Origin of the sequence: Sulfurospirillum barnesii SES-3, from assembly GCF_000265295.1 — a bacterium.
Taxonomy (GTDB): domain Bacteria; phylum Campylobacterota; class Campylobacteria; order Campylobacterales; family Sulfurospirillaceae; genus Sulfurospirillum; species Sulfurospirillum barnesii.
Map to the genome: position 1 here is coordinate 2,327,221 of NC_018002.1, position 16,754 is coordinate 2,343,974.

The window sequence follows — 16,754 nt, forward strand, 5'->3', positions numbered from 1 at the left end:
CTCACTTTTCTTCCTTCTAACCTTCACTGTGGTAGAGTGTGCGTGAAATTTTGAAGGAAAAATCATGCGTTATTTAGTGGCGGTTACGTTTATTTGGGCGTTTTCATTTAGTTTTATTGGCGAGTTTTTAGCAGGCTCTTTGGATAACTATTTTGCCGTACTTATTCGTGTTTGTATCGCTTCGCTTATCTTTTTACCGCTCACCCGTTTTCGTGGCATTCCAAAAATCTTAGCGCTGAAAACTATGCTCATTGGTAGCATTCAAATCGGTCTTATGTACCTCTTTTTCTACCACGCTTTTGGCTACCTTAGTGTGCCTGAGGTGATTTTATTTACCATTTTTACCCCAATGTATGTTACCCTTGTGTATGATGGCTTAAAAATGCAGTTCAAACCCCTCTACCTCATCAGCACGGGTGTGGCGGTTTTGGGAGCGTACATCATTCGCTACCATGCCATCAGTGCGGAGTTTATCACAGGATTTTTACTGGTTCAAGGAGCCAATCTCTCCTTTGCCATCGGACAAAGCGGTTATAAAAAGCTAATGGAGTCCCACCCAAATCTCTCTCAAAAAGAGGTGTTTGGCTACTTTCATTTTGGCGCACTTGTGGTCAGCCTTTTTGCCTTTACACTCTTTGCCAACCCCGAAAAACTCTCTCCCTCTTTGCTTCAGTGGGGCGTTTTACTCTGGCTTGGCTGTGTTGCTTCTGGTCTGGGCTATTTTTGGTGGAACAAAGGAGCGTGTGAGGTGGATGCGGGCGTGCTTGCCATTATGAACAACGCCTTAGTTCCCGTAGGACTCTTGATGAATCTTCTTTTATGGGGAAGCAAAACCAATCTTAGCTTACTGGGAATAGGCAGTGTGGTCATTGGTTTTTCACTCTGGTTACACCACTTTTTTATGCGCTACTACGAAAGGCGCAAGTGTTTCTAACGCTTTACATGTAAACCCTCTCACCCCTCAAAATACATCAATTTATTCTTATCAATCTCAAACCCGATGCTCTGCCCTACGTTCAAGCTATCATCAAAACTGTATGCCATCAAAAGTTCACCCTCAACGTCTAAAGAAATTTCGTAAAAATTGCCGTAAAAAACAATCTCTTTAATGAAAGCTTTGTGCTTCAAATGTCCACCTAAGTGCACCGCATCCAAACGGCAATAGAACTCTTTTTCACCCACATGTAAGCTCTGAGGTAGTACATTCATCTTGCCTAAAAAATGAGCACACTGCAATGAGTTTGGATGGTTGTAAACCTCTTTGGGTGAGCCAATTTGCAAAATGTCACCTCCTTCCATAATGGCAATGCGATCTGAGAGAAAAAACGCATCTTCTTTGTCATGCGTAATGAAAAGCGCTGTGATGCCAAAGCGTTTGATCATCTCTTTAAGCTCCGCCCTTAAAATGGCTCTAAGCTCGGTGTCGATGTTGCTCAGTGGTTCATCAAGCAGTAAAATTTTGGGCTTATCTAAAATGGCACGTGCCAATGCCACACGCTGTTGTTGCCCTCCACTAATCTCATGCGGGTACTTGGAAGAGAGGGTTTCTATCTTCGTTTTTTGCATGACATGTAAAAGCTCTTTTTGGTCAGCTTTGCTTCCAAAAGCGATGTTTTGAGCAATGTTTAGATGGGGTAAAAGTGCGTAGTTTTGAAAGACAATGGCAATTTCTCGCTGATTGGGAGGGACATTGGTTTTGGCGTCAAAGACAACCTTATCGCCAATGCAAATTGTGCCACTGTCTGGCGTTTCAAGTCCTGAGAGCATCCGCAAAAGCGTGGTTTTACCACTGCCACTTCTGCCTAAAATGGTAAAAATCTCGCCTTCTTGAATGGAAAAAGAGACTTCATTGGCAACACAAACATTGCCTTTGCAAAAACGTTTGTGTAAATTTTCGATGCTAACGATGGGTTTCATCTGCTACCTCGTACAAATTTTGAATGGAGTAATAAGACCGCAATGGCAGTTGTCACCACCAATAAGAGCGATGGAAAAGCACTTTTATAGAGGATTTCATTACTCGCTAGCTCGTAAATGCGAATGGCAATGGTGTCGTAATTAAACGGTCTTAACAGTAAGGTTGCAGGAAGCTCTTTGGCAAGGTCAATGTAAAGAATCAAAAAACCACTGAGCAAATACGGTCGCAAAAGTGGCACATAAACGTTAAAAATGCGTCCCCATTCGCTTGTTCCAAAAACAGTGGTCGCATCATCAATGCTTTTGTCTATCTTACTAAACCCGTTTTCAACCGAGCCAATGCTAGCGGCAAAATAACGGCTCAAATAGGCAAATATCAGCGCAAAAAAAGAGCCTCCAAGAATGACTTTACCCACACTTTGGTCAATAAAATTGGTAAACAATAAAATGCCAATACCAACAATCGCACCAGGAATGGAGTAGCCTAGTATCGAGAGTTTATGGCTAAAAGTACCCAAGGTGCTGGGGTAAAAACGTGAAGCATACACCATGATAAAGGCTAAAGCAATAATCAGCAAAGAGGAGAGGACATTGAGGCTAAGGGTATGGTAGAGATAGCCCAAAGCACTCCAATCCAGTGTGTTAAAATCAAGATAAAACCAGTACAAAAGCACACCTGTGGGAATGAAAAGGCTCACCGTACCAATCAAAAAGGAAAGCCCAAACGCTAGGGCATTGTGCCAACCTTTGAGCTGAACTTTAGGCGCTTTTTGACTGCTGTGCGTGGCGCTGATAAAACGAATTTTGGCTCTAAGACGTGCTTCGCCAAACATCATCGCAAACACAACCACGAGCAGTATCATCGCAAGGTTAATCGCCTCACCCAAATTGCCATAGCCAAACCAGCTCTTGAAAATGCCCACACTAAAGGTGTCAACACCAAAGTAGGCTACCGTTCCATAATCACTAAGCACTTCCATCATGGCAAGCACAAGTCCCGCAAAAATGGCAGGGTACGCTAAGGGGAGATACACCGTGAAAAAGGCTTTGAAAAAGAAAAGCTGTTTGAGTGAAACGAGTTCGACCACCGTTGAAGAGAGTGAAGCAAAAGAGACTCGTGCTAAGATAAAGACGTATGGGAACATCGCAAACGAGAGAATTGCCGTAACACCGTAAATATTTAAGATGTCAAGTTTAATTTTGGGCTGAAAGAGAAGCGTGGCTAAGATGCCATGAAACTCAAAAAATCCCACATAGGTGTACCCTAAGATGTAGGCGGGGAAAGCTAAAGGAAGCACAAAAATGAGGCTAAAAAAACGACTCCCAAAATACACAAAACGTGCACTCATAAACGCTGTACTGATGCCTAAAAGAAGTACTAAAAACGCTGTTCCTACAAGAACAAAGCTTGTATGGTATGTGTAACGTACCAGCTCAGATGCGTTGATGTTTCTCATAAAAAAATCATTCTGAGCAATAAAATAAAGGACAAGACAAACAATAGGAAGAGCGATGACCAGCCCCAAAAAAGGGGCTAGTAAGTATTTAAATTTTTGCATTATCGCCAATTTGCCTTTGTTGCAATTTCAACGGCTTTTTTGGTGTATTTTCCCACGTCCCCAAGAGGCAGTGTGTCTTCTTTAAACACTCCAAAGGTTGCGACGGTACCAGAAGCTTTAACCGCAGGATTAACAGGGTACTCATGGTTCGCTTCGGCAAAGAGGGTTTGCGCCTCAACACTGCTTAAAAACTCAATAAGCTTCATGGCATTCTCTTTGTTTTTAGCATACTTTGTCACACCCGCTCCACTGATGTTAATGTGCGTACCTTCTGCTTTTTGAGCAGGGAAAAAGAGCTTAACACTTTTTGCGATTTCAACATCTTTGGGGTCTTTACTGTTCAGCATGATGCCTAAATAGTAGGTATTCACAATCGCCAAATCCCCCTCACCACTTGCCACGGCTTTGATTTGGTCTCTATCGTTCCCTTTAGGCTCTCTGGCAAAATTAGCAACCAATCCTTTGGCAAATTCCAGCGCTTTGGCTTCACCGTGATTGGCGATAATAGAGGCTAAAAGCGATTTATTGTACGAGTTAGAAGAGCTACGGGTAAGCAATTTAGCTTTAAATTTAGGATCACTTAAATCAAGGTAACTTCCTAGCTCTTTTTCAGAGAGTTTTTCAGGATTGTAGACAAAAATACGTGCTCGTTTCGTAAGAGCAAACCACTCATTTTCACCGTCTCGTAAATGCTCAGGAATGTTTACATGTAAAATTTTAGAGTCAACTTTTTGGAGCAACCCCTCCTCTTTGGCTTCGTATAAATTACCAACATCAGAGGTAATGAGCACATCAGCAGGGCTGTTGGCTCCTTCAATTTTCAACTTTGTAACCAACTCTTCTGCCTTTGCCGTAATGACATTGACCTTAACGCCACTTTTTTCTTCAAACGCTTTAAAAAGCGCTTTGTCGCTGTCGTAATGGCGATGGGAATAGACATTGACCTCACTGGCAAGCGCCATGCTTGAAGCAACGCTAAGCCCTAAAAATAGCTTAAATAGACTCGATGAAACACGCATCATTCTTCTCCTTGTTTGATTATTTTGTGGCAGTCTAATATAAAAAACTTTTAATAAATCATAATAACTATTATCAATTAAAAAGTTTAAGCCTTTTTCTTTTTATCGCCATACAATACCCTGCTGTTTTAATCTTGAGTATTTTAATAATTTTACTTGACAATAGAGAAGTAAAATGCTATTATTCTGAAAATTTAAGCAGGAGCACGTATGGTAGAGCATAAGAAGCGAAGCATTGTTAAAGCGATTTCATGGAGAACACTAGGAACGCTCGATACAATGCTAATTAGTTTTATCGTCACTGGTAGTCCGCTTGCTGCTGTTTCTATCGGTGCTTTTGAGCTCATAACCAAAACAGCTTTGTACTATTTTCACGAACGTGCATGGAATAAAATTGATTTTGGAAGAGAAAAAGAACAACCCGAGTATCAAATATGAATCAGAGCTATGAACTTAAAATCACCGAAGCGTTGCACATGCTTCACACGTTAATTGGCGAGAAACATCTCAACGTCACGTTGGCATTTAGCCACCAAAGTGAAGATGCGATTGCCCTCTCTTTGGCGCAAAAAGCAGGCATTGATTTTCGTGTTTTTACCCTTGATACGCACAAACTTTTTGAGGAGTCTTTGGCGTATGAAAAAGAAGTCGAAGCTTTTTTTGGCATCAAAATTGAGCGCTTTAGCGCAGAGGATGCAACCATCAAAGCGTTAGAAGAAAGCGTGGGAGAGTATGGCATTTTTGATGACATTAATCTTCGCAAAGAGTGTTGTCGTGTACGAAAAATACTCCCTTTACACGAGGCGTTAAAAGGGTATCAATGCTGGATAAGTGGCATTCGAAGTGCTCAGTCCATCACCCGAGCCAATACCCCTTTGATGGAGTATGATGAAAATTTTAAGCTCTTAAAATTTAATCCTTTAGCACACTTTAGTGATGAAGATGTAGAGCGTTACATGCAAGAACACGCCATTCCTAAAAATGGCTTGTACGCCAAAGGTTTTAAAAGCATCGGCTGTCAACCCTGTACACGTGCCCTCCGTGATGGCGAAGACATCAGAGCGGGACGTTGGTGGTGGGAAAACCCTGAACATAAAGAGTGCGGATTGCATTTACATAAAAATTAATACTACTTTGAGTACATCAAAGTAAAAGCGAAGCGTGGGCTTGCCGCCGAGGCAAACTTAGCATTAGCGTAGCCACAAGGAGCTTTGCTCTGTTGGCGTTATTAAAGTTCAAAAGCGTAGTATCACGAGCTTTGCTTGTGATACGTATTAAAAAATCAATTAAGGATTTTACTAATGAACCATTTAGACAGACTCGAAGCACAGAGTGTTTACATTTTACGTGAAGCGTATCGAAGCTTCCCAAATCTTGCCATGCTTTGGAGTATTGGTAAAGATAGCACCGTACTTTTATGGTTGACACGAAAAGCATTTTTTGGACACGTTCCCTACCCGTTGGTGCACATTGATACGGCGTTTAAAGTGCCCGAGATGATTCGCTACCGTGATGAAATTGCCATTCAATGGGATTTAAACTTGGTCGTGGGACAAAATAAAGAAGCCCTAGCCAAAGGCGAAACGTTTGTGAACGGATTAGACCGCCTTAGTTGCTGTAAAAAACTCAAAAGCGATGCGCTCAAGTACACCTTAGATGGCACATGGGCACGCCGTAAATGGAACCCGTATAAAAAAGAGTGGGAAGAAGAATTAAACGGTGCTCCTTACACAGGTGTCATCGTAGGTGTCAGGGCGGATGAAGAGGGAAGTCGTTCTAAAGAGCGTGTTTTCTCAGCCCGTGATGAAAAGAGTGAGTGGGATGCCAGTACGCAACCCCCAGAGCTTTGGAATCAGTACAAAACGGACTTTGCACCAGGCACTCACGTGCGCATTCACCCACTTTTAGAGTGGACGGAGCTTAATATTTGGGAGTACATTCAAAGGGAAAATATCCCTATTATTGATTTGTATTTTAACAAAGGAGACGGCAAACGTTACCGCTCTTTGGGCTGTTTTCCATGTACGGCACCAGTCGATTCTGAGGCGACGAACCCTCAAGAGATTATTGAAGAGCTAACTTCTGGGAAGTTTAAAGATATTGCGGAACGCTCAGGCAGAGCGCAAGATAAAGACGGTGGTGGAACACTAGAAGCCCTTAGAAAAGAAGGATACATGTAATGCAAAGACTCAATATTGTCATCACAGGACACGTCGATCACGGCAAAAGCACACTCATCGGACGGCTTCTTGCCGATACCGACTCATTGCCACAAGGAAAACTAGAGAGTGTGAAAAAGATGTGTGAAAACAATGCACGTCCGTTTGAGTACGCCTTCTTGCTTGATGCCTTAGCCGATGAGCAAAAGCAAGGCATCACGATTGATAGTGCACGTGTTTTTTTTCAAAGTCAAAAACGAGAGTACATCATCATTGACGCTCCTGGGCACATCGAATTTTTGAAAAACATGATCAGCGGTGCTTCACGTGCGGAGGCGGCTTTGCTTCTTATTGATGCTAAAGAGGGTGTGGCAGAGAACTCCAAACGCCATGGCATGTTGCTCTCCCTTTTAGGCATCAAGCAAATTGCTGTTGTGGTCAATAAGATGGATTTGGTGGACTTTAGCGAGATTGCTTTTACCAAACTCAAAGTGGAGTACACCGAATATTTAGAAACCCTTGGTGTTAAGGCGGAGATTTTTATCCCTATCAGCGCTCGTGGTGGCGTCAACTTGATTGAACATGCCCCGCAAACACCGTGGTATAAAGGCAAAACGGTTCTTGAAGTGTTAGATAGCTTTGAGAGCATTGAAGAAAAAGAGGCAGAGCATTTTAGAATGCCTCTGCAAGATGTCTACAAGTTTACCCGTGACAACGATGATAGGCGTATTTACGCAGGAACGGTGAGTAGTGGTGAATTACATGTAAACGATGAAGTCATCTTTTACCCTTCGCTCAAACGCTCACGTGTGGCGAGTATTGAGAGTTTTAACACAGAAGTGAAAACCAGTGTTAAAGAGAGTGAGGCGGTGGGATTTACCCTTCAAACTCAAATTTATGTGAAAAACGGTGAAGTGGTCGCCAGAGCAGACCAGAGTGCACCAAAGGTGAGTAACCGTTTTGAGGCGAATCTTTTTTGGCTAGGGGCACGACCGTTGGAGCTCAATAAGCCCTATAAAATCAAGATAGGCTCAGCGCAAAGTACGATTTATCTTGAAGAGATTAAACGGGTGATTGATGGCGACACACTTGATAGCGATGATGAACCCCATGTCTCACGCCATGAAGCAGCGTGTGTCATCTTTAGGGTGCATGACCTTTTGGCGATGGAACTTTTTTGCGACAACCAAAAGCTGGGGCGTTTTGTCATTGTTGATGAGTTTGACATTGCAGGCGGGGGCATCATCACCGAAGTGTTGGAACAATACACAACAAGACGAACCAAAGCGTTACATGTAAGCGATGTTTTGGTCGACAAAGCGAGTACTAGTGCTGAGTTTGAAGAGGAGCTTTTTGCGCTTCTTCGTAAACATTTTCCACACCAATTTAACTAAGGATAGTCAATGAAACTTATAATTAACGGCGAAACAAAAGAGATAAAAGAGGCTATTAGCTTGCCAGAATTACTCATTATTGAAAATGTTGAACAACCTGACATGGTTTCGGTACAACTCAACGATGAATTTGTAAGACAAGACGAACACAAAAGTGTTGTGCTTAAAGAGGGTGATGAGATTAACTTTTTATACTTCATGGGAGGTGGCGCATGAGAGAGTTTAGCGATGAGGAATTAGAGCGTTATTCACGTCACATTATCTTACAAGATGTGGGTATTGAAGGGCAAGAGAAAATTGCCAATTCTAAAGTTTTAGTCATTGGTGCAGGCGGACTTGGCTCTCCTGTGGCACTCTACTTAGCCGCTGCGGGTGTGGGAGAAATTGGCATCGTCGATGGCGACGTGGTGGATTTAAGCAATCTTCAGCGTCAAGTCATTCACACCACAGCCGATGTAAACGTACCCAAAGTGCTCTCCGCCAAAGCGAAGATGGAAGCGATTAACCCCAATGTGAAAGTCACGGTCTATCAAAAATTTTTAGACGCTTCCAACATTTTGGACATTGTGAAAGGCTATGATTTTGTTATCGATGGAACGGACAATTTTTCATCAAAGTTTTTGATTAATGATGCGTGTGTTTTGGCAAACGTGCCCTATTCTCACGGTGGTATTTTACGTTTTGGTGGACAAACCATGACGATTAAACCCAACGAGAGTGCATGTTACGCATGTGTGTTTGATAGCCCACCACCAGCCAATGCCATTCCAACGTGTTCGAGTGCAGGTATCTTAGGCGCAGTTGCTGGAATGCTAGGAACCATTCAAGCCGCAGAAGCGCTGAAATACATCGTGGGTGTGGGTGAGCCGTTGTACAACAGACTTTTAAGTTTTGATGCAAAAACCATGAACTTTAGAAACGTCAATTTTAAGAAAAATCCAAAGTGTCGGGTGTGCGGTGAGCATGGAATAAAGGAAATTAAAGACTATGAAGCCGTGGTCTGTGAGGCAAAATTATGATAAAAATTCCACAAAGTGCGTACAACGAGATGGTTCTCCACGCACTCAAAGACAACCCCATTGAAGCGTGTGGTTATTTAGCAGGGATTAATGGCGAAGTGAAGTATGCGATTCCTATGAGAAACACCGATGAAAGCAACGAACACTTTAGCTTTGACCCACAGGAGCAATTTGATGCCTTTAAAAAGACGCAAAAAGAGGGGCTTCGCTTAATCGGTGTGTACCATTCACATCCTGAAACCCCCGCACGCCCAAGCGAGGAAGACATTCGTTTGGCGTTTGATCCTAATGTGAGTTATGTCATTATCTCACTGGCAGGGATAGAGCCTGATGTGAAGTCATTTTTGATTAAAAATAAAACGGTTGAAATTGAAGAAATTGAAATTATTTTAGAGGTGTGATGAAGTCGCATAAAAGAGAACACAAAGCGATTTTTTTATTAAAAAGCACCAAGGGTGCGTGGGCACTCTGCCGAAGAGAACGCAGTGTTAGCGTAGTTTTTGAAGCTTTGCTTTAAAAACGTGTTAAGAGTTCTACAAGAACTCTCTAATGTAACAATAAGGAGTTACGATTATGAGCAGATACGAAATCCCCCAAATGGTCTATGATGACCTTGCCACATTTAAAAAAAACCATGCTGATTTTTTAGCAGGCACACTCGATGAGCTGACCTTTAAAACCATGCGTGTCCCTTTTGGTGTCTATGAGCAACGTGCCGCCAATACCTTTATGGTGCGCATTAAACTAGCAGGTGGTATCCTAACACCTAAACAACTGTTGACTTTAGCGGATTTAGCCCAAAAGTACGCACATGAAGCCATTCACATCACCACCCGTGGTGGCGCACAGCTGCATTATGTCAAAATCGAAGATATTATCAGTATTATCGAAACCCTGCACAGTATTGATTTAAGCGGCAGAGGTGGCGGAGGAAATACCGTGCGTAACGTGATGGCTGACCCACTTGCAGGCACAGCGCAAGATGAAGTCTTTGATGTCTCTCCTTACGCTCTTGCGATGACCTCTAAAATGTTAGAGCAAAAAGATTCATTCGCACTTCCACGAAAATTTAAAATCACGTTTAGTGGTTCTGAGGCAGACCGTGGTTATGCAACCATCCATGACGTAGGCTTTATCGCTAAAATTCACGGTGGCATCAAAGGCTTTAAGCTCTTCACCGCTGGTGGTATGGGTGCGAAGTCTCGCTTAGGAACACTGTTGCGTGAGTTTGTACCCGACACCGAAGTTTTTTTATACTCGCAAGCCATCAAACAAGTGTTTGACAAATACGGCAACCGCAAAAACAAACATGCCGCACGCCTTCGCTTTTTATTTGAAGATTTGGGTCTTGAAGAATTTAACACACTTTTAGAAGTGGAACTAAATGACCTTAGAGCTAAGGGCGATTGGGAGATGCCCATCACTGAAATCGAGCGAACGGTGGGTGACACCACGCATGAGCCATTTAGCGTTCCTACAAACATTCAAAAATGGTGGAATCGTTACGTTTACGCCCAAAAACAAGCAGGGCTTTATGGCTGTAAAGTGCCTGTGCATTTGGGTGATATTCACTTTGAAAACGCACGCAACCTTGCCAATGCACTTTTACCCTTTGGTGAAGATGTGCTTCGTTTTACAGGCGATCAAAACCTTTACATTCGCAACCTCACAGCGCCTCAAATGGCAAGTTTGCACGACATCTTGCAAAAATTTTCTGTGGAAGTCTCTAAACCAACGCTCTTTGGCGATATGGTCGCATGTACGGGAGCGGCAACCTGTCAGCTTGGCATCGCGCGTCCTCGTGGCGCGGTGGATGCGATTCAAAAACGTCTCAATAAACTCATCGATGAGCGTGACTATGACGCCCTTCAAGGCTTTAAGATTCATTTATCGGGTTGCCCAAACAGTTGTGGCAAACACCTCATCGGCGATCTTGGATTTTTCGGAAAAGTCCAACGCAATGAGGGCTACTCCTACCCTGCCTACAACGTCGTAGCAGGTTCACGCACCCATGGCGATGGAAGTGTGTACGCCCAAAAAGCAGGTGATGTTGCAGCCTTTCATGTTCCTGCTTTTGTGGAAGAAGTTTTGGATACATGGCTTTTACATGTAAAGGCTTATGAGAGTTTTGCAGACTGGATTGACGATGGTGGATTAGCAATTATTACCGAAATCAGTAAAAAATACGTCGATATTCCTTCGTTCAAAGAGGATAAAAACCCTTACTTTGACTACGACGCGGTTGAACTCTTCTCACTCAAAGGTCGAGGAACAGGTGAGTGTAGTGCAGGTATGTATGACCTTATCGAAGCCGATAAAAAAGCACTTAAAGAAGCACTTGAGAAAGAGGAAAAAGACTATGAGTTGATTCGTCTTTTAGCCGCTCGTATGCTACTCGTCACACGTGGAGAGGATGCACGTGATAAAGCAGGTGTGCTTAAAGCCTTCAAAACCCATTTTATCGACACCACGCTTCTTAATGCTTACTTTGGCACCATGCTAGAAGGCGATGCGGATGAAAAATCAATCGAACTTGCCGAAGAGGTGATGAAGCTTTACGAAAGCATGGATCATACGCTAAAATTTGCCAAAGAAAAAGAGTTGGCGGCAAGTGCACAAGCGCAACCTGAAAAATCAGCCCACTTTAAAGACTTAAGCGGCGTGGCATGTCCGATGAACTTTGTCAAAACCAAAATGGAGCTTTCAAAAATGAAGAGCGGTGAAATTTTAGAAATTTTATTGGATGATGGCGCACCCATTGATAACGTGCCAAAATCGGTCTCAAGTGAGGGACACACGGTAGAAGCCACCACAAAAGAGGGCAAGGGTTGGCGTGTAAGGATTGTCAAAAAATGAGAACGCTTGGCATCGCACTTAAGCCCAAAAAAACGCTTCTCATTGGTGCGGGAAAAGTAGCGGCGCAAAAATCTAAAGTGCTTGATAGTCTTGATTTTCCACACGACATCATCGCACAAGAGGTTTTGGACGACTACTTTGCATCCAAAACCTTTACATGTAAAGCCTTTGAAGATGCTGACGCCATAGGTTATGAGGTGATTATTGATGCCACAGGCAATGAAGCGGTAACCTCTCGTCTAGTTGCACTCAAACCCCTGCATCACTTTTGGCTCAACGTGGTAGATGTGCCAGAGCTGTGCGATTTTTACTTTAGCGCACTCACCCAACGAGATGACATTCAAGTCGCCATCAGTAGCGGTGGCAGTTCGCCCAGCTTAGCGCAAGTCATTCGTGATAAAGTAGAGCGCATTTTACCCCGTAACCTAGGCTCTTTGATTGAGCGCCTCAAACGTGAGCGTCAACAACCTGAGCGTGATTTGGCAAGGCTTCGTGGCATTGCCAAAGAGGGTGTGGGAAAAGTGTTTCTCATCGGATGTGGCACAGGCTACGTAGGCAATCTCACCCTCGATGCCCTAAATGCCTTTGAACTGCTCGATGTTGCCCTTGTAGATGCGTTGGTTTCAGAAGAAATCCGTGCCCTCATTCCACTTACATGTAACGTCGTTGATGTGAGTAAAAAGAAGGGATTTCATTCCAAAACGCAAGAGGAGATTAACGCTCTTTTGGTAGGATACGCCAAAGAGGGATTGGTGGTAGGACGGCTTAAAGGGGGTGAGCCACTTTTGTTTGGACGTTTGGGAGAAGAGAAGCAAACGCTCAAAGAACACGGCATTGAATTTGAAGTCATAAACGGTGTCAGTTCTGCCTTTCGCTCGTGTACGGTCTCTGGCATTGTGCCGACCATTCGTGATATTTCCAAAGGGGTGAGCATCGTCTCAGCACACCTTAGGGAGAGCCTTTTTAACGATGAGTGGATTACGCTCATTCGCCAACCGCTTCATACCGTCATCGTTTTAATGGCACACAGTTTTGCCAAAAAAATTCAAGACGCTATTGCTAAAGAGGGAATTGATGCGAACACCCCTGCAGCATTTGTCTCAAAAATTGACTTGCCCAATCAAGTCACCATTGTGGGAACTGTGGCAAATTTAGATAAAATGGCTGCTTTATGTTCCACCCCAGCCGTACTGATTATCGGTGAGTGCGTCGCACGTGAGAACATTATCGCTTCTGCAAATAGCGGTAAAATTATTTACATGTAAAGAGGATTCTTATGGGATTTACGACCAAAGCACTGCACAGCAAACCAATTCAAAACGATGTTCATGGCGCAATGCGCTTTCCAATTTATCAAAGCTCCGCCTTTGAATTTGAAAAAGCAGAAGAGTTGGAAGCCGTTTTTAAGGGCTTTAAAATGGGGCATGTCTACACCCGCTCCTCAAACCCTACCATTGAAGCCTTAGAAACACAAATCAAAGCTATCAGTGGTGCATTGGGTGTTATTGCAACAGCAACAGGGATGGCGGCAATTTCAAACGCCTTGTTTGCGCTTTTGAAAAATGGCGATAATATCATCACCACGAAGTATCTTTTTGGCAACACGCTCTCTTTATTCCAGACACTTTTGAGTGATTTTGGTGTGGAAGTGCGCTTTGTAGATGTGAACAATCTCGAGGAAATCCGCTCCAACATCGATGAAAAAACTCGCCTTCTTTTTTGCGAGAGTGTAAGTAACCCTCAACTCATTGTGCCTGATTTTGAAGCCATCAAAGCGGTGTTGAGTGAACACCATGTGCCTCTTGTTGTCGATACCACGATGACACCGTGGAACATTTTTGATGCGAAAAAACATGGCGTAGATGTGGAAATCATCTCTGCAACCAAATACTTAAGCGGTGGCGGTCATGTTTTGGGTGGTTTAATTGTCGATAATGGAACGTTTGAGTGGCAAAACCATGCAAACCTAGCGCCATATTGTAAAAAATTTGGTCCCAATGCACTTATGGCACGCTTGCGTAAAGAGACCTTTCGCAATTTAGGTGCAACGCTCACTGCTCAAAGTGCAGCCCTTCTCTCTTTGGGACTAGAGACACTGGATTTACGAGTGAAGCGAAGTTGCGAAAATGCCCTTGTGGTTGCCAAACATTTGCAAACCAAAAGCGAGGTTTGCCGTGTTGATTATCCTCTCTTAGAAGCTTCACGCTCCTACGAAAATGCCACGAAACAGTTTAGCGGAGGTGGGGCGATTGTCACGTTTAGTTTAGCCAATAAAAAAAGTGCTTATGCCTTTTTAAACAAACTCAAACTGATTCGCAGAGGAACCAACATTCAAGATAACAAATCTTTGGCGATTGCGCCGTACCATACGATTTATGCGGAGTATCCTGAAGAGCAACGCCTTGCGTACGAACTCAATGAGGGGATGATACGTCTCTCCGTGGGTATTGAAGATGTGGAAGATTTGATTGAAGATATGGATCAAGCGCTCTTTAAAGAAGAGCAAGCTGTGGCAAGTGATGAAGCAGCTTCCGAGAAACCGTATCTGCTTGATTTTTAATAATAGACAATGAAACAAAACATGCGGTAAATAAGGAGATTCTGGAGTGGAAGATTTAAAAAACAAAGTCATACTTGTTTCTATACGCACTATTTTAGAGGATGGGACAGAAGCAAAAGAAGTCTATTTTGGGAAAATCATATCTTACAATTTAAATACTGTTTGTGTTACAAAACAAAATAACAATGAAGAAATTACCTTACCTTATTTTGAAGATTTATTTGAACATGCAGAAGAAGGGTTTTACGAATTAGAAGATGGTTCAACTTGTGAAAATCCAGACTATATTGCAAGATTTGTTAAATATGTGAATGAAGCTACTTTTGAAAAATTTCAAGATTGCAATCAACCAACACGTGATTAAAAATAAATGGTGTCCTATTTTTGGGCCAACACGAAACGTAAAGACTTTTACTCTTTAGACGTCGAAAATGTAAATAAAAGAGATATAACTATGAAAATTGCACTACTGATGAGCGGAGGAATTGATTCAAGCTACTCCGCTTATTTACTCAAAGAAGAAGGTCATGAAGTGGTGGGGATTTACCTCAAACTGCATGACGATGAGAAAAAACACAGCGTTAACATTGCCAACATTGAAAAAGTAAGCCAGCATTTGGGCATTGAAACCCACATCATTGACGCAAAAGCCCTTTTTAAAGAGCATGTCTATGACTACTTTGTGCGCTCTTATGAGCAAGGACTTACGCCAAATCCCTGTGCGTTTTGTAACCCTAAGATGAAGTTTGGCTTTGCCTTTCAAAAAGCCTTAGAATTTGGCTGTGAAAAAATTGCCACAGGGCATTACGCCAGAGTGAAAAATGGGCATATTCAAGAAGCCTATGACATGAGCAAAGACCAGAGTTACTTTCTTTTTGGTCTTAAAAAAGAGGTGATTGAAAAAATCATTTTCCCACTAGGCGAGATGAAAAAAGAGGACATTAAACCCATTGCCCTAGAAAAACTGCCGTGGCTTGGAAGTTTAGAAACCTATAAAGAGTCGCAAGAAATTTGTTTTGTCACCGATACGTACATTGATATTCTAAAAAAACACCTCGATGTTGACCAAAAAGGGGTGGTGAAAGATACAAGCGGAAAAGTGATTGGAGAGCATAAAGGCTACATGCACTACACCATTGGAAAGCGAAAAGGCTTAACCATCAACGGTGCGCATGACCCTCATTTTGTGGTAGGCATTGATGCGAAGAGCAACACGGTTATTGCAGGTACTAAAGAGGAGTTACTCCAAAAACAAGTCATAGCACAAAACTTCTCCTTAGGTGAGGATTTTAAAGAGGGGACGTATGGGGTAAAAGTTCGCTACCGAAGCCCACAAGTCAAAGCCCATGTGAAAATCGAGGGTGATAAAATCATCGCTGAACTTGAAGAGGGTGTGTATGGACTTGCCAGCGGTCAAGCCCTTGTGGTTTATCAAGAAGATTTAGTCTTAGGCGGAGGCTGGATAGAAGCGTAAGCAGCTTATTTTGTAGCGTTACATGTAATGCTACAAAATGCCTACAATCAATAAAACCGCAACACTTCCTAACATCCACGCCACCACCGTACGAATAAACTCAATGCTCACTTTTTGAAGATACTGTTTGCCAATAAACGTCCCCACAAAAGCACACACAATTGCCACCACAATCATCTGCCATTGTGTAAGTGCACTCTCCCAATGCTTGGCATACACACTAAGACGGGAGAGATCCACTACCACCGCAATGCTCACACCTGTGGCTAAAAAGACCTCTTTACAGAGTGCGTTTTGGGTAAGAAAAAGGCTACGAAAAGCGCCTTGATGCCCGCTCAATCCCCCAAAAAAACCGCTTAAAGCGCCACCCAACCAAAGTTTTTTAAAGGCGTTTGGAAGATGCAAAGTAGCGCTTGATTCGAGGATAAGAAAAAGTGCTATCACCACACCAATGATGAATTTAAGTGGGGTTATTGTACAGGCAACACCCAAAATGCTATAGGCAAAACTCCATTCCCACACACTTAAACGCTCTAAACTCCATGCGCCCAAAAAAGAAAAAATAACCGCAGGTAAGCCAAAACGCAATAAAATAGAAATATCACTGTGCTTCACAAGAAGAAAAAATTTCAAAAGATTATTGGAAAAATGAACGATAGCCGTAATAGCAATCGCAAGAGGCAGAGGGAAAAAAAGTGCAATAATGGGCATAAGAAGTGTGCCCAATCCAAAGCCCGAAAAAAAAGTCAGTAAAGAAGCCAGTAGAGCAACACTGCCAACAAGAAAAAGTTCCATAG

At 42.8% G+C, this 16,754-nt stretch carries 17 protein-coding genes; 13 read left to right on the forward strand and 4 right to left on the reverse strand.

Annotation, left to right across the window (positions count from 1 at the left end):
* Positions 1–64: 64 nt before the first annotated feature.
* Positions 65–934, forward strand: a complete 870-nt coding sequence (locus SULBA_RS11760) for a DMT family transporter (RefSeq protein ID WP_014770513.1) — start codon at positions 65–67, stop codon at positions 932–934.
* 20 nt (positions 935–954) lie between these two features.
* On the opposite strand, the gene SULBA_RS11765 is transcribed toward SULBA_RS11760, so the two are convergent.
* From SULBA_RS11765 to SULBA_RS11775, 3 genes are read right to left on the reverse strand one after another with little or no spacing between them, the layout of a single operon-like run.
* Positions 955–1,917 carry an ABC transporter ATP-binding protein gene (locus tag SULBA_RS11765; protein WP_014770514.1) on the reverse strand — a complete coding sequence of 321 codons (963 nt, stop codon included), beginning with the start codon at positions 1,915–1,917 and terminating at the stop codon, positions 955–957.
* A complete protein-coding gene (locus SULBA_RS11770; protein WP_014770515.1) occupies positions 1,914–3,476 on the reverse strand; it encodes an ABC transporter permease in 1,563 nt (520 codons plus the stop codon). Before SULBA_RS11770 ends, SULBA_RS11765 begins: the two co-directional genes overlap by 4 nt.
* A complete protein-coding gene (locus SULBA_RS11775) occupies positions 3,476–4,495 on the reverse strand; it encodes a Fe(3+) ABC transporter substrate-binding protein (protein WP_014770516.1) in 1,020 nt (339 codons plus the stop codon). Before SULBA_RS11775 ends, SULBA_RS11770 begins: the two co-directional genes overlap by 1 nt.
* Positions 4,496–4,705: 210 nt before the next feature.
* Between SULBA_RS11775 and SULBA_RS11780 the strand changes: the two genes are divergently transcribed.
* The 12 genes from SULBA_RS11780 (at position 4,706) to mnmA (ending at position 15,957) form a co-directional block, all read left to right on the forward strand.
* Complete coding sequence (locus tag SULBA_RS11780) at positions 4,706–4,933, forward strand: DUF2061 domain-containing protein (RefSeq protein ID WP_014770517.1); 228 nt, start codon at positions 4,706–4,708, stop codon at positions 4,931–4,933.
* Positions 4,930–5,622, forward strand: coding sequence for a phosphoadenylyl-sulfate reductase (locus tag SULBA_RS11785; protein WP_014770518.1), 693 nt, complete (start codon positions 4,930–4,932; stop codon positions 5,620–5,622). The genes SULBA_RS11780 and SULBA_RS11785 overlap by 4 nt, the downstream gene beginning before the upstream one ends.
* A 174-nt stretch (positions 5,623–5,796) precedes the next feature.
* Positions 5,797–6,675: a sulfate adenylyltransferase subunit CysD gene (gene cysD / locus SULBA_RS11790; RefSeq protein ID WP_014770519.1), complete on the forward strand. Its 879-nt coding sequence runs from the start codon at positions 5,797–5,799 to the stop codon at positions 6,673–6,675.
* Complete coding sequence (locus tag SULBA_RS11795) at positions 6,675–8,048, forward strand: sulfate adenylyltransferase subunit 1 (protein WP_014770520.1); 1,374 nt, start codon at positions 6,675–6,677, stop codon at positions 8,046–8,048. Before cysD ends, SULBA_RS11795 begins: the two co-directional genes overlap by 1 nt.
* A 9-nt stretch (positions 8,049–8,057) precedes the next feature.
* Positions 8,058–8,264, forward strand: coding sequence for a sulfur carrier protein ThiS (gene thiS, locus SULBA_RS11800; protein ID WP_014770521.1), 207 nt, complete (start codon positions 8,058–8,060; stop codon positions 8,262–8,264).
* Positions 8,261–9,067 (forward strand): HesA/MoeB/ThiF family protein, encoded by an 807-nt coding sequence (locus tag SULBA_RS11805; protein ID WP_014770522.1) that lies wholly within the window; start codon positions 8,261–8,263, stop codon positions 9,065–9,067. The genes thiS and SULBA_RS11805 overlap by 4 nt, the downstream gene beginning before the upstream one ends.
* Positions 9,064–9,468, forward strand: coding sequence for a M67 family metallopeptidase (locus tag SULBA_RS11810; protein ID WP_014770523.1), 405 nt, complete (start codon positions 9,064–9,066; stop codon positions 9,466–9,468). The genes SULBA_RS11805 and SULBA_RS11810 overlap by 4 nt, the downstream gene beginning before the upstream one ends.
* Positions 9,469–9,640: 172 nt before the next feature.
* On the forward strand, positions 9,641–11,923 hold the full coding sequence (locus tag SULBA_RS11815) for a sulfurtransferase TusA family protein (protein WP_014770524.1): 2,283 nt from the start codon (positions 9,641–9,643) through the stop codon (positions 11,921–11,923).
* Positions 11,920–13,188, forward strand: a complete 1,269-nt coding sequence (gene cobA / locus SULBA_RS11820) for a uroporphyrinogen-III C-methyltransferase (protein ID WP_014770525.1) — start codon at positions 11,920–11,922, stop codon at positions 13,186–13,188. The genes SULBA_RS11815 and cobA overlap by 4 nt, the downstream gene beginning before the upstream one ends.
* An 11-nt stretch (positions 13,189–13,199) precedes the next feature.
* Entirely contained in the window at positions 13,200–14,483 is a 1,284-nt protein-coding gene (locus tag SULBA_RS11825; RefSeq protein ID WP_014770526.1) for an aminotransferase class V-fold PLP-dependent enzyme, read from the forward strand.
* 46 nt (positions 14,484–14,529) lie between these two features.
* On the forward strand, positions 14,530–14,847 hold the full coding sequence (locus SULBA_RS11830; RefSeq protein WP_014770527.1) for a hypothetical protein: 318 nt from the start codon (positions 14,530–14,532) through the stop codon (positions 14,845–14,847).
* A gap of 90 nt (positions 14,848–14,937) precedes the next feature.
* Positions 14,938–15,957 carry a tRNA 2-thiouridine(34) synthase MnmA gene (mnmA, locus tag SULBA_RS11835; RefSeq protein ID WP_014770528.1) on the forward strand — a complete coding sequence of 340 codons (1,020 nt, stop codon included), beginning with the start codon at positions 14,938–14,940 and terminating at the stop codon, positions 15,955–15,957.
* A gap of 30 nt (positions 15,958–15,987) precedes the next feature.
* Here mnmA and SULBA_RS11840 read toward each other — a convergent pair whose 3' ends face one another.
* The gene (locus tag SULBA_RS11840) at positions 15,988–16,752 is read right to left on the reverse strand and encodes a sulfite exporter TauE/SafE family protein (RefSeq protein ID WP_014770529.1); all 765 of its coding nucleotides are present in this window, start codon (positions 16,750–16,752) and stop codon (positions 15,988–15,990) included.
* Positions 16,753–16,754: the final 2 nt, after the last annotated feature.

Coding starts and splice junctions, on each gene's coding strand:
- SULBA_RS11760 (WP_014770513.1), top strand. CDS start 65: ATGCGTTATTTAGTGGCGGTTACGTTTATTTGGGCGTTTTCATTTAGT.
- SULBA_RS11765 (WP_014770514.1), bottom strand. CDS start 1,917: ATGAAACCCATCGTTAGCATCGAAAATTTACACAAACGTTTTTGCAAA.
- SULBA_RS11770 (WP_014770515.1), bottom strand. CDS start 3,476: ATGCAAAAATTTAAATACTTACTAGCCCCTTTTTTGGGGCTGGTCATC.
- SULBA_RS11775 (WP_014770516.1), bottom strand. CDS start 4,495: ATGCGTGTTTCATCGAGTCTATTTAAGCTATTTTTAGGGCTTAGCGTT.
- SULBA_RS11780 (WP_014770517.1), top strand. CDS start 4,706: ATGGTAGAGCATAAGAAGCGAAGCATTGTTAAAGCGATTTCATGGAGA.
- SULBA_RS11785 (WP_014770518.1), top strand. CDS start 4,930: ATGAATCAGAGCTATGAACTTAAAATCACCGAAGCGTTGCACATGCTT.
- cysD (WP_014770519.1), top strand. CDS start 5,797: ATGAACCATTTAGACAGACTCGAAGCACAGAGTGTTTACATTTTACGT.
- SULBA_RS11795 (WP_014770520.1), top strand. CDS start 6,675: ATGCAAAGACTCAATATTGTCATCACAGGACACGTCGATCACGGCAAA.
- thiS (WP_014770521.1), top strand. CDS start 8,058: ATGAAACTTATAATTAACGGCGAAACAAAAGAGATAAAAGAGGCTATT.
- SULBA_RS11805 (WP_014770522.1), top strand. CDS start 8,261: ATGAGAGAGTTTAGCGATGAGGAATTAGAGCGTTATTCACGTCACATT.
- SULBA_RS11810 (WP_014770523.1), top strand. CDS start 9,064: ATGATAAAAATTCCACAAAGTGCGTACAACGAGATGGTTCTCCACGCA.
- SULBA_RS11815 (WP_014770524.1), top strand. CDS start 9,641: ATGAGCAGATACGAAATCCCCCAAATGGTCTATGATGACCTTGCCACA.
- cobA (WP_014770525.1), top strand. CDS start 11,920: ATGAGAACGCTTGGCATCGCACTTAAGCCCAAAAAAACGCTTCTCATT.
- SULBA_RS11825 (WP_014770526.1), top strand. CDS start 13,200: ATGGGATTTACGACCAAAGCACTGCACAGCAAACCAATTCAAAACGAT.
- mnmA (WP_014770528.1), top strand. CDS start 14,938: ATGAAAATTGCACTACTGATGAGCGGAGGAATTGATTCAAGCTACTCC.
- SULBA_RS11840 (WP_014770529.1), bottom strand. CDS start 16,752: ATGGAACTTTTTCTTGTTGGCAGTGTTGCTCTACTGGCTTCTTTACTG.